The sequence below is a fragment of the Flavobacterium sp. CFBP9031 genome (genome assembly GCF_034044945.1).
In the GTDB taxonomy this organism is placed as follows: Bacteria; Bacteroidota; Bacteroidia; order Flavobacteriales; family Flavobacteriaceae; genus Flavobacterium.
This window is the reverse complement of the sequence record NZ_JAXCWF010000003.1, coordinates 336,683-350,880: the sequence shown is the minus strand read 5'-3', so window position 1 is coordinate 350,880 and position 14,198 is coordinate 336,683. Positions and strand designations below refer to the sequence as shown.

Annotated in this window: 12 protein-coding genes; 3 read left to right on the top strand and 9 right to left on the bottom strand. The window is 35.1% G+C overall.

What is annotated here, in order from left to right; genetic code table 11:
* Nucleotides 1–126: 126 nt before the first annotated feature.
* Together SOM12_RS07300 and SOM12_RS07295 are read left to right on the top strand one after the other, a co-directional pair.
* A complete protein-coding gene (locus tag SOM12_RS07300; protein WP_320492916.1) occupies nt 127–1,272 on the top strand; it encodes a S1 family peptidase in 1,146 nt (381 codons plus the stop codon).
* Between the two features lie 81 nt (nt 1,273–1,353).
* The gene (locus SOM12_RS07295) at nt 1,354–4,161 is read left to right on the top strand and encodes a VIT domain-containing protein (RefSeq protein ID WP_320492915.1); all 2,808 of its coding nucleotides are present in this window, start codon (nt 1,354–1,356) and stop codon (nt 4,159–4,161) included.
* 85 nt (nt 4,162–4,246) lie between these two features.
* On the opposite strand, the gene SOM12_RS07290 is transcribed toward SOM12_RS07295, so the two are convergent.
* The 8 genes from SOM12_RS07290 to SOM12_RS07255 all read right to left on the bottom strand — a co-directional run bounded on the left by SOM12_RS07290 (nt 4,247) and on the right by SOM12_RS07255 (nt 12,114).
* The gene (locus SOM12_RS07290) at nt 4,247–4,843 is read right to left on the bottom strand and encodes a hypothetical protein (protein ID WP_320492914.1); all 597 of its coding nucleotides are present in this window, start codon (nt 4,841–4,843) and stop codon (nt 4,247–4,249) included.
* Between the two features lie 27 nt (nt 4,844–4,870).
* Nucleotides 4,871–5,890 carry a 2-hydroxyacid dehydrogenase gene (locus tag SOM12_RS07285; protein WP_320492913.1) on the bottom strand — a complete coding sequence of 340 codons (1,020 nt, stop codon included), beginning with the start codon at nt 5,888–5,890 and terminating at the stop codon, nt 4,871–4,873.
* A gap of 13 nt (nt 5,891–5,903) precedes the next feature.
* Nucleotides 5,904–6,158, bottom strand: a complete 255-nt coding sequence (locus tag SOM12_RS07280) for a DUF6755 family protein (RefSeq protein ID WP_095928740.1) — start codon at nt 6,156–6,158, stop codon at nt 5,904–5,906.
* 18 nt (nt 6,159–6,176) lie between these two features.
* Nucleotides 6,177–6,686, bottom strand: coding sequence for a ubiquinol-cytochrome c reductase iron-sulfur subunit (locus SOM12_RS07275; RefSeq protein ID WP_095928739.1), 510 nt, complete (start codon nt 6,684–6,686; stop codon nt 6,177–6,179).
* Between the two features lie 11 nt (nt 6,687–6,697).
* Entirely contained in the window at nt 6,698–7,267 is a 570-nt protein-coding gene (locus SOM12_RS07270) for a 4Fe-4S dicluster domain-containing protein (protein ID WP_008466969.1), read from the bottom strand.
* Nucleotides 7,268–7,286: 19 nt separating this feature from the next.
* Nucleotides 7,287–9,503, bottom strand: a complete 2,217-nt coding sequence (locus SOM12_RS07265; protein ID WP_320492912.1) for a molybdopterin oxidoreductase family protein — start codon at nt 9,501–9,503, stop codon at nt 7,287–7,289.
* Between the two features lie 85 nt (nt 9,504–9,588).
* A complete protein-coding gene (locus SOM12_RS07260) occupies nt 9,589–10,638 on the bottom strand; it encodes an MFS transporter (RefSeq protein ID WP_320492911.1) in 1,050 nt (349 codons plus the stop codon).
* 6 nt (nt 10,639–10,644) lie between these two features.
* Nucleotides 10,645–12,114, bottom strand: a complete 1,470-nt coding sequence (locus tag SOM12_RS07255) for an MFS transporter (protein ID WP_095928736.1) — start codon at nt 12,112–12,114, stop codon at nt 10,645–10,647.
* A gap of 284 nt (nt 12,115–12,398) precedes the next feature.
* On the opposite strand from SOM12_RS07255, the gene SOM12_RS07250 reads away from it, so the two are divergent.
* Nucleotides 12,399–12,839 (top strand): hypothetical protein, encoded by a 441-nt coding sequence (locus SOM12_RS07250; RefSeq protein ID WP_320492910.1) that lies wholly within the window; start codon nt 12,399–12,401, stop codon nt 12,837–12,839.
* Nucleotides 12,840–12,883: 44 nt separating this feature from the next.
* Here the strand turns inward: SOM12_RS07250 and hemL are convergent, their stop codons facing one another.
* Nucleotides 12,884–14,170, bottom strand: coding sequence for a glutamate-1-semialdehyde 2,1-aminomutase (gene hemL, locus SOM12_RS07245; protein ID WP_320492909.1), 1,287 nt, complete (start codon nt 14,168–14,170; stop codon nt 12,884–12,886).
* Between the last annotated feature and the right edge of the window lie 28 nt (nt 14,171–14,198).

Genomic DNA, 14,198 nt, shown 5'->3' with positions numbered 1-14,198 from the left:
TGATTCTGTTTTTGCTTTTTTTTAGCAAACAAATTACTACATTTGAAGAAAAAATAGACTTTATGTAAAGTCTATTTTTTTTTAACCCAAACCCATTCAATTAACATTTTTCAACCAATCCTTTAAATGAAAATTAGAAAAATCGCCCCAAACGAAGACTTAGAAACAACAGTCAACAAAAAAAGAAATCGTTACAAAATTGCTATCATCGCTGTTATCTTTATTTCGGCTGCTGGCTTTTTAGGATTTAAATATTTTACTCCTAAAAAAGAAGCTGTTTGTTTAGGCACAGATACCAAAATCTACGATACCTACAAAAACGCCGTTGTACTTGTAAAGCATAAATATGGCTATTTTGCTAAAATTAATGGAAAAGAAATTCCGCTTAATGTTGAGGATGCTAAGGAAGAAACCATTTACGGAACAGGATTTTTTGTAGATACAGAAGGAGACATGATAACCAATAGACATGTTTTACAGCCATGGAATTCAACTGAAGAAGAAAGTGAAAAAGTAAATACTACTATTCGAAATCTGCGAATGAAGATTGCTTCTATCCTTACTACCGATGTTTCTGAAGATGACTATGAAAGTTTTATTAGCAACAATTGGTCACATGCTTCTGTCTCGTATGATGAAGGTGAAGGAGAGGGAGAATATGAAGAATCGAGCGAAGAAACTAGTGAGTCAGCGGGTGAAGAATTTGTTAGTTCTAATGAAACAGAAACAGATACATCGCAAGTATCAACTGATATAGCAGCATCTATTCCGGTAAAAGAATATGTTTCTGCAGAAAATATTGAAGTATATGTAAAAACGGTAGACATTCAAGTTGCACTTCATAATTCTGATAGCGAATGGATTAATTGTGAAATGAAAAAAGTTTCAGATGACAGTAATATTGATTTAGGTATTTTGCAAGTATCTGATCATAAAACCCCTCAAACCGTTACCAACATTATAAGTCTTGATAATATTGTTGACAATGATACTTCTCTAGCTCCAGGGCAAAAAGCGATAATGGTGGGCTATCCGATGGGAATAGATTTGGCACAGACCAATTCTGGCATAAAAGTGCAGCTTTACAATGGTCAAATAAGTAAAGAATCTGATGGCAACAAAATTCAATACAGTATAACTTCTACACATGGTGCTAGTGGTTCACCTGTTTTTAATGAATGTGGCCAACTGATTGCAGTTAATTTCAGTGGATTCGATCAGGTTCAGGGTTTCAACTTTGGAATTGTAGCTAAGCATATTCAAGCGCTCTAATTTTAAAAAACAAATAAAAGACGCTTTAATCTAATCGGGTTTTCACATTTCCAATCAAATAAAAAATCGACTTAATCAATTATGAATAAATTTTTTAGCATCTGTGCACTACTGTTCTGTGGTGCCGCTTTTTCACAGATTCCAACTCTGGATGTCGAAAATCAGAAAAAAAATTCGGTAGTCTTACAGGAGGTAAAAATTGAAACCAAAATTCTAGGAAATTTTGCCTCAACTACAGCTACTTACACATTTTACAATCCTGGCGACAGAATTTTAGAAGGAAATTTTACCCTTCCGTTACCAGAAGGAGTAAGCGTGAGTGGTTATGCTTTGGACATTAATGGAAGCTTAAGAGATGCCGTTCCTGTTCCAAAAGAACGAGCTAAAGAAGTGTTTGAAAGTATTGAAAAAAGAAATGTAGATCCAGGTATTATTGAAAAAGTAGCTGGAAACAATTTTAGAACTAGAATCTATCCCATTACAGCTAGAGGCAGTAGATTTATTAGAATTACGTACAATCAGGAATTGAAAAATTCGGCTACGGATTATCAGTATTTTTTAAGTTTTGCCAATGCAGTTAATATCCCAAAATTCAATCTGAAAGTATTAGTTAATGAAAGTCTAACCACTCCTAAAATTACGGAAAATCCAGATGGAAGTTTTACTTTTCAAAAAAAAGGGAATCAATGGATTGCTGAAATTAATAAAGTAAATTTTACGCCAAATGAAAGCCTTAAAATAGCTATTCCTAAAGTAAACGAGTCGTCTAATGTGATGCTTCAAAAAGCTTCTGACGATAAATCTTATTTTGCGGCAAGTGTTGCGATGAATTTCCCTGTAAAGGAAAAAACAAAATCTCAAAAAATTGCTATTATTTGGGATAATTCATTTAGCGGATCAAAGAGAGATCGTCAAAAAGAACTGGACTTTCTTAATGCGTATTTTTCAGACAACAAGAATGTTGCAGTCTCTTTTGTCCTTTTAAACAATATCCTTGAAAAAACAGAAGAATTTACTGTTTCTGGAGGAAACTGGAATGCCTTAAAAGACAGAATTCTTAATCTGAAATATGATGGCGGAACCGACTTTAGTGCTTTAAAAGAAATTTCATCTATAGACGAATATCTTTTATTTTCTGACGGAATTTCAAATTTTGGAGATTTAACTTTAAAATTCAAAAAACCGGTCAACACTGTAACGAGCACACCAACTTCTGATTTTAATCTGCTGAAACTTTTAGCATCACAATCTGGAGGAAATTTTATCAATCTTAACGAATTAGATACGCAATCTGCTCTAAAAACATATAAAAGGCTTCCTATTGTATTTTTAGGCTTTAAAGAAACCAATACGCTTCAAGAATTGTTTCCAAATGTTGGAACCGCAGTAAACGAACCAGTGAATATTTTTGGAATTTCATCTTCAAACTTGAGTAAACTTACTGCGGTTTTTTCAGTAGGAGATAAAAAATTTGAAGTGCCTGTAGATTTTAATAACGCTGTACAAGTAGATAATTGGCCTCTTGCACAATTTTGGGCACAACGAAAAATTAATGATCTTGAACTTAACTCAACACAAAACAGCGATGAAATTAGAAATCTGAGCGAACAGTTTGGGGTTGTAAGCAAGAACACTAGTCTTATCGTATTGGAAGATGTTAATGATTATGTGCGTTTTGGCATCACACCTCCACAGGAATTATTGCCAGAATACAACAAAATCGTTTCGCAAAACAAAAAACAAATATTAGAAAAAAGAAGAAATCTTCTATCTAAAGCTTTTGATAAAACACGAGAATTGACAACTTGGTGGAATAGCGAATTTAAACCTACAGAAAAAAAACAGTATCCTACCATTTCTAAGCAGTCACAAAAATTGTCGTCGGCAGAAGAAAGTGTTGTTAGCGATAATGCTGTATATTCTGCAGAAAGTAGAGCAGGCGATAAAAAAACTTCTACAGGTAAAATAACTTTGGTAGATGTAGAAAGTACTCAAGAGTATATGAAAGATTTTCAGTCTTTACAATCACCTGAATTGATCTATCAGAAATATCTTGAAAATCGTCCGAAATACGAGAAACAGGTAACGTATTATTTTGATGTATCTAAATTGCTTTTCAAAAAAGGAGACAAAGCTCTTTCTTTAAAAGTTTTAAGCACACTGGCAGAACTTGATTTGGAAAATGAAGAATTGTACAAAACGATTTCATACTTATTGAAACAAAGAGGCAATTATGAAAAAGAATTGTGGATTACCCAAAAGATTCTAGAATGGAGACCATTTGATCCTCAAAGTCATAGAGATTATGCATTGGCTTTGGTAGACAATAAAAAACCTCAAGAAGCTCTTAATATCTATAAAGGTATGCTGTATCAAGAATATACTGATGAGATCTCTGTGAGGGATAATGGTATTGAAGAAATCTTGATTATGGAAATCAATAATATTTTGAGCCAAAACAAAAATGTTGATGCAAGCAAATTAGATGATCGTCTAAAAGCAAATCTTCCAGTCGACATTCGTATTGTTATTAACTGGAATAAAGACAATACAGACATAGATCTTTGGGTAACAGACCCAAGAGGAGAAGATTGTTCGTACTCGCATAGATCTACAGAAATTGGAGGAAGATTAAGCAACGATTTCACTCAAGGTTTTGGTCCTGAACAGTTTTTACTTAAAAAAGCAATTAAAGGGAAATATAAAATCAAAACGAATTTCTTCGGTGAGAGACAGAATATTCTTTCTGGACCAACCACTGTAATGGCAGAAGTTTATCTTTACTATTCTGATGGCAGACAGGAACGAAAAATTGCTGTTTTCCAGAGTCAAAAAGAAAACAAACGTGAAAGTGATAGTAAAATTTTAATTGGAGAATTTGAGTTTTAGAAAAATATAAAAATTCCAAACTCCAAAATTAGGATTTATAATATTTCAAACCCGACAGATTTTGAAATCTGTCGGGTTTTTTATTTTAAAATGAATACTTCTCCAATTTTTTCCCTTGAATATCCAAAACCTTTGTGCTTTCTTTTGGAACATCCCCTTTTATAACTTCTTGAACTGAAGGATTAGATGGATATTTTCCACCTTTCATTTTTAAAAGATGAAATTTTCCTCCGCTTTCAAATATCAAATCATAAAATTTTTCTGTTGCTGAAGTGGTTACATAAATTGGAAAATCGGTTACAGAGAAACGATTAATCACAGTTCCGTCATTCTTTAAAATATATCCTGAACAGCCTCCGCTTCCGCAGAAATAAGAATTAGAGAAACCAACAAAATATTCCTCTTTCTTATCGTTATTTAAATCGAAAGCTTCATAATAGAAAGATCTGTCTTCTTTTGTCATTGCGGGTAAATCTTTCTCCAATAAAATCAGCAATTGTTTTCGAATTAATTCTACTTCTTTATTATTTTTTTCGGAAACTTCACTTAAATCGGCCGTTCCGCCAAGAGTTTTAGACAAGGTATCTTGAACAATTGTTTTTACAATATTTTTTGAATTGTCTTTGTTTTGGCAAGATGATAATGCCAAAATTATAATTAAAATCAGAAATCTATTTTTCATAATCTGATGTTTTAAATTCGCGATCGATTACACTAATAATGCTGCTTTATTTTCAATATCATTCTGCGTCAATAATGATTTTATATTATTGAAAGTCACCAATGCAATTTGAGTTAAAGCTTCGTTGGTAAAAAATGCTTGATGCGCTGTTACCAATACATTCGGAAAACTCATTAAACGCTGAATCGCGTCGTCTTGAATAATGTTTGCCGATAAATCTCTAAAGAACAATTTTTCTTCTTGTTCGTAAACGTCAATTCCTAAATAACCTATTTTCCCTTCTTTTAAGCCTTCAATAACCGACGATGTTTCTATTAATCCGCCGCGGCTCGTATTGATAATCATAACACTGTCTTTCATGAAAGTCAGCGAAGTTTTATTGATTACATGTTTCGTCTGATCGTTTAAAGGGCAATGCAAAGAAATAATATCACTCGCCTTGAAGATCTCTTCTAAACCAACAAAAGAAACGCCGTCTTTTTTCATTTCATCACTTTCAACAATATCATACGCCAAAACTTTACAGCCAAAACCTAACGCTATTTTAGAAAATGCTTTTCCGATATTTCCTGTTCCTATAATTCCAATTGTTTTTCCGAATAAATCGAAACCTAATAATCCGTTTAAAGAGAAATTTTGTTCGCGAACTCTATTATAAGCTTTATGTGTTTTTCTGTTTAAAGTTAAAATCATCGCCATGGCATGTTCGGCGACCGCTTGAGGAGAATATGCAGGAACACGGCAAACTTTTATGTGGTGTTTTTTAGCCGCTTCTAAATCGACATTATTAAAACCAGCGCAGCGTAAAGCAATTATTTTTACTTTTTTTTCTGCTAATTGTTTAATGACAGTTTCGTTTACAATATCATTTACAAAAACACAAACAATCTCGCACTCTTCTATTAAAGCTACCGTCTGAGGATTTAACTGTGTTTCAAAAAAGTCCAGCTGAAAACCAAAATCTTCATTGTATTTATTGAAAAACGTTTTGTCGTAAGGCTGGGTCGAGAAAAAAGCGATTTTTTTTGCGCCAAGATTTGAGCTCATAATAGTGAATTATTTATGTTTTATTATTTCTAAAATTCCCTTTTGGCAGATAATACAGCCATCCAAAACCAATTAAAAATAAAATAAGCGAACCTATAAATGCTGGAATCAAAATCTCTTTATTATTATCTAATGCATTGTTTAAAGCGGCATACAACAACCAAATTTGGATGCTTACATTTAAGATTAAAACAAATATTAAAGTAGAAAGAATAACATTCAACTTATTTGGATTTGCCTGATTTTGGCTTTTTCTAAATGTACTCATAATATATTTCTTAAACAATTAACTCGCTTTATTTTCAAAAGCTTTTACAAAAATCTTTTCTCCTTTTAAAACCACTTCCAACTGAGGCAAAGCTCTTGGCGGAGGCCCAGCAATAACATCACCAGTCAAAGCATCAAAAGAACCTTCATGACAAGGACAATGAATAATTCCTGTTCCCGGTTTGTAATAAACGGCACACGAAAGATGTGTACATTTTTGCTCAAAAGCTCTAAACATGCCACTTTCTAAATGCACTAAAATATACGGAATGGTACTTCCTTCAATCACAAAACCTCTCGTTCCGCCCAACGGAATATCTTTTACATCGCATACAAAATGTTCGCCCACCACTTCATCAGCTGGCAGTAAATAGGCTTTTGCCGCTACCAATCCGCTGCCCACCATTAAACCACCAGAAACCAGAGTAAGGAATTTAGCAAAATCACGTCGGCTGACTTGTGTTGATTCCTGCTTTTTATAAGGAAAATCTTTTTTCCAATTTTCTTTTAAATTATCTTCTTTAGACATGGATTTTAGATTTAGAATATTCGTAATTCGTTGCTACCCTTCGGCATCATGATATTTACTTTTGTATTTACGCGCTCTTTCCCAAAAACAAATGAATTTACTGGAGTACTATTTGGACGCATTTCTTCGATTTGTTCGCGAGTTCCATAAAACAAGGCGCCACTCGGACAAACCGTTGCGCACATTGGTTTTTTGCCAACGCTGGTTCTATCGTAACACATATTGCATTTCATCATTAAATCGTATTCTTCCATTTTCTTCGGAACTCCAAACGGACAAGCCATAACGCAATTGGAACATCCAATACAGCGTTCTGTATTTGCAGTATGAACCACTCCAAATTCGTCTTGCGAAATCGCATCGGCTGGACAAACATTCGCACAAACTGGATCTTCACAATGCATACAAACCTGAACTGTGGTCTGAATGGTAACGGCACGCTCTACATAATTAACATGAATCATCGATTCCTGACCATTCGTTTCACATTCCGAACACGCCATTTCGCACGCTTTGCAGCCTATGCATCTTTGTAAGTCTACAAAAAACTCTTCGTTTTTATTATAATTGGTTAAATTCATAATTGTTGCTTTTTATAGATTAAACACTTGCATAAGCATTTGATTTGTCTGATGAATTTTCTATTTCGCCCAAGGGTTCCAACTTACAAGCACAAACTTTAAACTCCGGAATTTTAGAAATCGGATCTAATGTTCCGGGCGTTAGTTGATTGGCTGATTTTTTTCCCGGCCAGTGATACGGAATAAAAACGGTATCTTTTCTGATGGTTTCTACAATATTGGCTGGAAAAATTCCTTCCCCTCTTCGGGTTGAAACTTTCACTAATTCTCTCTGCTGGATATTGTATTTCTGAGCCATTTCCGGATGAATTTCCAGCAAAGGTTCAGGAAACTGATCTACCAGTTTTCCGATTCTTCTTGTTTGTGTTCCGCTTAAATACTGAGATACAACTCGTCCCGTAGTTAATATTATCGGATATTCTTCATCTGTAATTTCGCCTGGCAATTTATACGGAGCAGGATTAAAATGTGCTTTTCCGTCTGGAGTTGCAAACTTTTTATCTTCCCATAATCTTGGCGTTCCAGGATGATCTTCGGTTGGACATGGCCAGAAAACGCCCATATTATCTTCTACTTTTTTATAGGTAATTCCGTTGTAATCGGCAGTCCCTCCTTTTGAAGCAACACGAAGTTCATTAAAGATGGCTTCGCTATCAGCGTAGGTAAACTTATCTTCCTCCCCTAACCTTTTAGCCAATTCTAACAATATTGAAGTATCGGTTCTGGCATCTCCCGGAGGTGTTACAGCTTGTCGAATTCGGATAACTCGTCCTTCAGCTGAGGTTGTTGTTCCTTCTTCTTCTTCCTGCAATGAACCCGCTAAAACAATATCCGCATGACGGGCAGTTTCATTCAAAAAGAAATCTATCGCAACATAAAACTCTAATTTTTCAAGAGCAGAACGCACATAATTATTGTTTGGAAGAGATACTAACGGATTAAAACAAATCGAAATCAATCCTTTTATTTCACCACTGTGAATCGCTTCTATAATTTCATAAGCTGTAATGCCTTTATGCGGCATATCTTCTTCCTTAATTTTCCAGACATCGGCAATGTATTTTCGATGATCCATATTTTCGATATCACGGTTTCCAGGCAGCTGATCACATTTATGACCGTGCTCTCTTCCGCCCTGACCATTTCCTTGTCCGGTAATCGTTCCGTAACCGCAATAGGGTCTTCCAATTCTTCCAGTTGCCAAAACCAGATTAATGCATCCCAAAACATTATCTACTCCTTTTGAGTGATGTTCAATTCCTCTTGCGTGCAGTAAAAAGCTCGTTTTTGCTTTTCCCCATAATTCGGCCGCTTCTTTAATTTTTTCTTTCGAAATTCCAGTAACTTCTTCTGCCCATTCTAATGTATACTCTTTTACAGCATCAATCGTTTCCTGAAATCCTGAAGTATGATTATCAATAAAATCATGATCTAACATATCGTGATCTACGAGATATTTCAGCATTGCACCATACAAAGCAGAATCAGTTCCTGGCCTTACATCCAAATGAATATCGGCTGTTCTTGCTAACGGAATAACACGCGGATCGACAACAATCAGTTTTGCACCTCGATCTCTGGCTTTCCAAATCCAATGGGTTAAAGTGGGAAACGTTTCGCTGATATTGGCTCCAGCAACTATAATAACCTCAGCATATTCTAAGTCAGAATAATTGTTTGAAGCGCGATCTAAACCAAATGCTTTTTTATTTCCTGCGCCAGCACTTACCATGCAAAGGCGTCCGTTGTAATCTAAATTTCTTGTTTTTAAAGCTACTCTAGCAAACTTCCCAACCAAATAACTTTTTTCATTAGTTAACGAAACTCCAGATAACATCGAAAACGCATGTTTCCCATATTTTTCCTGAATTCTTTTAATTTCAGAAACGGTTTTATCCATTGCTTCATCCCAAGTGGTTTGTTCAAATCCTTTGCCTTCTACTCTTTTTATTGGATGTAATAATCGATCTGGATGATTATTTTGCATATAACGCTGAACACCTTTTGGACACAAACGCCCCTCGTTGAACGGAAATTCCATCCAAGGCTCAAAACCAACCACTTTATTGTCTTTTACAGATAATTGAATACCACATTGCATTCCGCAGAAACAACAATGTGTTTTAACCGTTTTATCTGGTTCATCACGTCCTGAATATCCTTCTTTTGGCGTATAATTCAGATGCGGACCAAATGCTTCAATTATTTTTTCAGTTGATACAGGTAGTTTTGCCATGATTTTTTTTGTTGTTTTTTGGTTTCATGTTTCAAGTTTCACGTTCTGCTACGAAACTTGAAACCTTAAACTTGAAACTATATTTTTATCCAAATAAATTTCCGCCTTCAATTCTTGCTTTTAAATGTGCTTTCGCTAAACGATCTCGTTTTCCTTCGGGACTTAAATCTAAGTGTGAATTTCCTTCATCATCACTAAAGTCAAAACCTAATTGTTTCGTTACAATTTTCAAATCATCAATGTGAAGCTGAGTTGTAAAAGGTTTTCCGGTTTCTTTACAGATAGCCATTCCTTTTTTCATTCCTTCCTTTTTGTAAATATGCGCACCAATTTGAGCCGGTCGCTGAATAATATGGAAGAACTTTCCAAAGGGAATCCATATCAAAAACATAATAACCGTTACGGCATGAATTACAGCTAGAAAATCATACGCGAACCCTTTCATAAACTGATACGAATACGTTAGGCATAAACCAGTAACCGAAATGGCAATTAATAAAAGAAGTGGCAGTAAATCGCCTTCAAAAGTCTGTGTGGCAATTAACCCTGGATTGGTTAAACGTCTTCTTAAATAATAAAGAGAACCGAAAATAACCAGATAAGAAGACCAGTTTAAGGCATGGAAAGTCAGAAATGCCATAATAGAATCCAATCTGAAATCCATTACTTTAAAACCAAAAAAATGGGCTTCGTAAACAGAAATAGAATTGGGTGCCAAGGTAAAATGAATCCATCCAAATGTGAGCGGGAAAGTAATAGCAAAAGCCGAAAAACAGCCAATTGCAATGCAAAAATGAGCCAGCCATCTGTATTTTCCTCTTGGATAAATAAATTTCTGAAAAGCAATATTTTCAACCGATTCTTTCCCTAAAAACCATAAATGCGAAAAGACTTTTCCTGTAAAGAGAAATTGAATGCCGCGTTTGAAATACATCCAAGTTGGAGGTCGCTGCAGCCAAACCGTGTATCGATACACCACTCCGAAAAATGCAAACAGAGTTCCGAACAGATAGGTAACCAAAGCCGCATCAAAATTTTGCAGTTTTCTTGATCCATAGAAAACCAATACGACCATAAAAACCGAAGCGGCCGTTGCAATTAATAAAGCTTTTGTATTAAATGTTTTTTCTTTCATGACAGATTATTTTCGCTCAATATCTTTAGCCATTTCAGGCAGTTTTTCTTTTGTCATTTTCACAATTACACGATGCATCCAGATTAAACAAGTCAGAGATAACGCCAGAATAAAAAGCCATGAGCTCGTCCAGAATCCGGTAAATGATAATAAATACCCGAAAATAATAGGCCCGAAGAATCCGCCTAAACCACCTAAGAGTCCGACCATTCCACCAATTACCCCAACTTCATTAGGAAAATAATCTGGTATATGTTTGTAAACAGCAGCAGAACCAATTCCCCACGAAATTCCTATTAGAATAACCAAAACTAAATACACCCACATATTGGCTTCAAAATGAATTTGTGTAATTCCTTCTGCCAATAAATCTTTCTTTTGCACTTTTTGGTTTTGCTCTACAACCACTTCCTGCCATGTTTTTTTGGATGGGAAAAATTTAGAATGTGGCTGACTTTCATCTTTTTGAGCGATGTTATATTCTTTATCATCTATTACTATTTTATCTGGTGCTACAGACGTAACTGTTCCTGCTTTGCTAGATAACAACCCGCTTCCTGATGTTGTAATATCCATTTTCGGAAACAATAGTAAAAAGCTTAAAACGACTGAAGAACTCAAAACCCAATACATCACTTTTCTAGCCCCGAATTTATCCGATAAAAAACCTCCAAAAGCGCGTACGACACCTGCAGGTAAACTAAAACAAGAAGTAAAGATTCCGCCCAAAACTAAAGTGGTGTGATAGACATTCATAAAATTTGGCAGAAGCCATTGTGAGAAAGTAACAAACGAGCCAAATACTAAGAAATAATAAGTTCCGAAACGCCAAACACGCACGCTCTTTAAAGGCTGTAATAATTGTTTTACCGTTTTGGACTGTGCTTCGCTTTTTTTGTTTTTGGCAAAAATCAGAAATACAATTCCCATCAATAATAAAGCAGAACCGTATAGAATAGGAAGCCATTTCCAACCATTTTCAGGATCGCTTTCTGAGAATGTACTTAATAAAGAAGGTGCAAGAAATGGTGTAATTGAGGCTCCTGCAGTTCCCATTCCGAAAATTCCTAAAGCTCTTCCTTGCCATTCTTTTGGATACCACACAGAAGTTGAAGCTACGCCTACAGCAAAACTAGTTCCGACCATTCCGAATAAGAAACTTAGAATAGCAAAAACAGTAAAAGAAGTCGCAAAAGGTAAAAGAAACAATGGAATTGATGCCAAAATCAATAAAGCAGAATGCACAATTCTGCCTCCAAACTTATCGGTTAAAATTCCCATTGGCAATCTCATAATCGATCCTGTAAGAACAGGAATCCCTAAAAGCCATCCGATCTGTACGACACTCCAGTTAAAAATTTCTTTATCAACTAAAAAAGTAACCAGTACTCCGTTGAGTGTCCAGCATGCAAAACAGATTGCAAATGCCAAAGTGTTTAAAAAAAGGATGCGGTGGGCTTGGGAAAGATCTGCCATAGAATAAAGTATTAAATTGTGTTTTTGAAAATCTATTACTGAAATATGGGAATCATGGAAATTGCTTTTTCTAAACAACAGAAAAGCAATAGTTTACTAAAGTTAAAAAAAATATCCAAAGCAAAGTACTTACTGTCAAATATTTAGCGTTATAATAATCTTATTTAAATTCATTCTTATAAAAACTGGTAATCAATCTGTTAAATAAAACACAATTTCAAAAGAGCGATTAAACCTGTTTTAATTAATAAAGTCTAATCTGTAAACAATTAAAAAACTTGAATATGAAAAAATTATTTATCGCAGCTATGTTATTTGTTGGAATAGCAAGTTTTGCACAAGAAACGGATCAAAAACCGGCGCGTGAGCAAAGAGAGAGAATGACTCCAGAACAGCGTAATGAGAAACAGCTTCAAAAACTAACTACAGAATTAAGTCTAGATGCTAGTCAGCAAGCGCAGGTAAAGCAGCTTTTAGCAGATAGAAGTGCAAAAGCCGAAAAATTTAGAGAAGCTAGAAAAGAAAAAAAAGATAGCAACACAAAACCAACTGCTGAAGAAAAAGCGGCTTTCAAAAAACAAATGGAAGACGAAATCGCAGCAAATGATGCTAAAATGAAATCGATCTTAAAAGCTGATCAATACACAAAATGGAAAGCCCTGCAAGAAGAGAAAAAAGACAAAATGAGGGATAAAATGAAAGAGCACAAAAAAGATAAAATCTAATTTGATGCAAAAAAAAGAGGCTTTGAAAGCCTCTTTTTTATTATTTAAAATGTTTTCGATACTTTATCAATCGCATTGATTGTAAAATCTAAATCTTCGTAAGTTAATGCATCTGTAATAAACCACGTTTCGTATGCAGATGGTGCGATGTAAACACCTTCTTGCAATAATCCGTGAAAGAATTTCTTGAATGTTTCGTTATCTCCTTTTGCAGCAGTTTGGAAATCAGTAACTGGATTGGCATCAAAGTGAACCGAGATCATAGAACCAACTCTATTGATCGTAAACTCAACATTATTTGATTTTAAAACTCTGTCAATTCCTGCTTCTAAATAAGCTGTTTTTTCTTCTAAACGAGTAAAAACTTCTCTATCCGAATCAAGTGCTTTTAGCATTGCCAATCCCGCTGCCATAGCCAACGGATTTCCTGATAATGTTCCAGCCTGATAAACTGGCCCAAGCGGCGCTAAGTAATTCATGATTTCTTCGCGTGCAGCAAAAGCTCCAACTGGAAGTCCTCCACCAATTACTTTTCCGAAAGTCACGATATCGGCATCGATTCCGTATAATTCCTGAACACCTCCGCGAGCTAAACGGAAACCTGTCATTACCTCATCAAAAATCAATAAGATTCCGTTTGCAGTACATAGTTCTCTTAAACCTTCAAGGAAACCTTTTGCAGGCAGAATACATCCCATATTTCCTGCAACAGCTTCGATAATAATAGCTGCAATTTCTCCTTTATTAGCTTCGATTAAAGTTTTTACATTCTCCAAATCATTGTATTTGGCTAACAAAGTATCTTTTGCAGTTCCTTCTGTAACTCCAGGACTATTTGGCGAACCAAAAGTTACGGCTCCACTTCCTGCCTGAATCAAAAATGAATCCGAATGTCCGTGGTAACAACCAGCAAATTTTACAATTTTATCTCTTTTTGTAAATCCGCGAGCCAAACGAATTGCGCTCATACAAGCTTCTGTACCCGAATTCACAAAACGAATTTTATCAATATTTGGAACCATAGAAACAGCCAAAGCTGCAATTTCAGTTTCCAATTCAGTTGGCATACCAAACGAAGTTCCTAGTTTTGCTTTTTCAATAACAGCATCAACAACTGGCTGATACGCATGACCTAAAACCATTGGTCCCCAAGAGTTAATATAATCTATTAATTTGTTTCCGTCTTCATCATATAAGTAAGCACCTTTGGCACTTTTTACAAAAATCGGAGTTCCGCCAACGGCTTTAAATGCTCTTACTGGTGAATTTACTCCTCCCGGAATTACTTTTTCTGCTTCAGCAAAAAGCTGACTACTTCTTTTATATAACATTCTTATTTTTGATTTTAGAATTCAGATT

Bases quoted from the DNA above. Each gene is read 5' to 3' on its own strand.
- SOM12_RS07270 (WP_008466969.1), bottom strand. From the start codon at position 7,267: ATGAATTTAACCAATTATAATAAAAACGAAGAGTTTTTTGTAGACTTA.
- SOM12_RS07290 (WP_320492914.1), bottom strand. From the start codon at position 4,843: ATGAAAAATAGATTTCTGATTTTAATTATAATTTTGGCATTATCATCT.
- SOM12_RS07295 (WP_320492915.1), top strand. From the start codon at position 1,354: ATGAATAAATTTTTTAGCATCTGTGCACTACTGTTCTGTGGTGCCGCT.
- SOM12_RS07285 (WP_320492913.1), bottom strand. From the start codon at position 5,890: ATGAGCTCAAATCTTGGCGCAAAAAAAATCGCTTTTTTCTCGACCCAG.
- SOM12_RS07280 (WP_095928740.1), bottom strand. From the start codon at position 6,158: ATGAGTACATTTAGAAAAAGCCAAAATCAGGCAAATCCAAATAAGTTG.
- SOM12_RS07260 (WP_320492911.1), bottom strand. From the start codon at position 10,638: ATGAAAGAAAAAACATTTAATACAAAAGCTTTATTAATTGCAACGGCC.
- SOM12_RS07255 (WP_095928736.1), bottom strand. From the start codon at position 12,114: ATGGCAGATCTTTCCCAAGCCCACCGCATCCTTTTTTTAAACACTTTG.
- SOM12_RS07300 (WP_320492916.1), top strand. From the start codon at position 127: ATGAAAATTAGAAAAATCGCCCCAAACGAAGACTTAGAAACAACAGTC.
- SOM12_RS07265 (WP_320492912.1), bottom strand. From the start codon at position 9,503: ATGGCAAAACTACCTGTATCAACTGAAAAAATAATTGAAGCATTTGGT.
- hemL (WP_320492909.1), bottom strand. From the start codon at position 14,170: ATGTTATATAAAAGAAGTAGTCAGCTTTTTGCTGAAGCAGAAAAAGTA.
- SOM12_RS07250 (WP_320492910.1), top strand. From the start codon at position 12,399: ATGAAAAAATTATTTATCGCAGCTATGTTATTTGTTGGAATAGCAAGT.
- SOM12_RS07275 (WP_095928739.1), bottom strand. From the start codon at position 6,686: ATGTCTAAAGAAGATAATTTAAAAGAAAATTGGAAAAAAGATTTTCCT.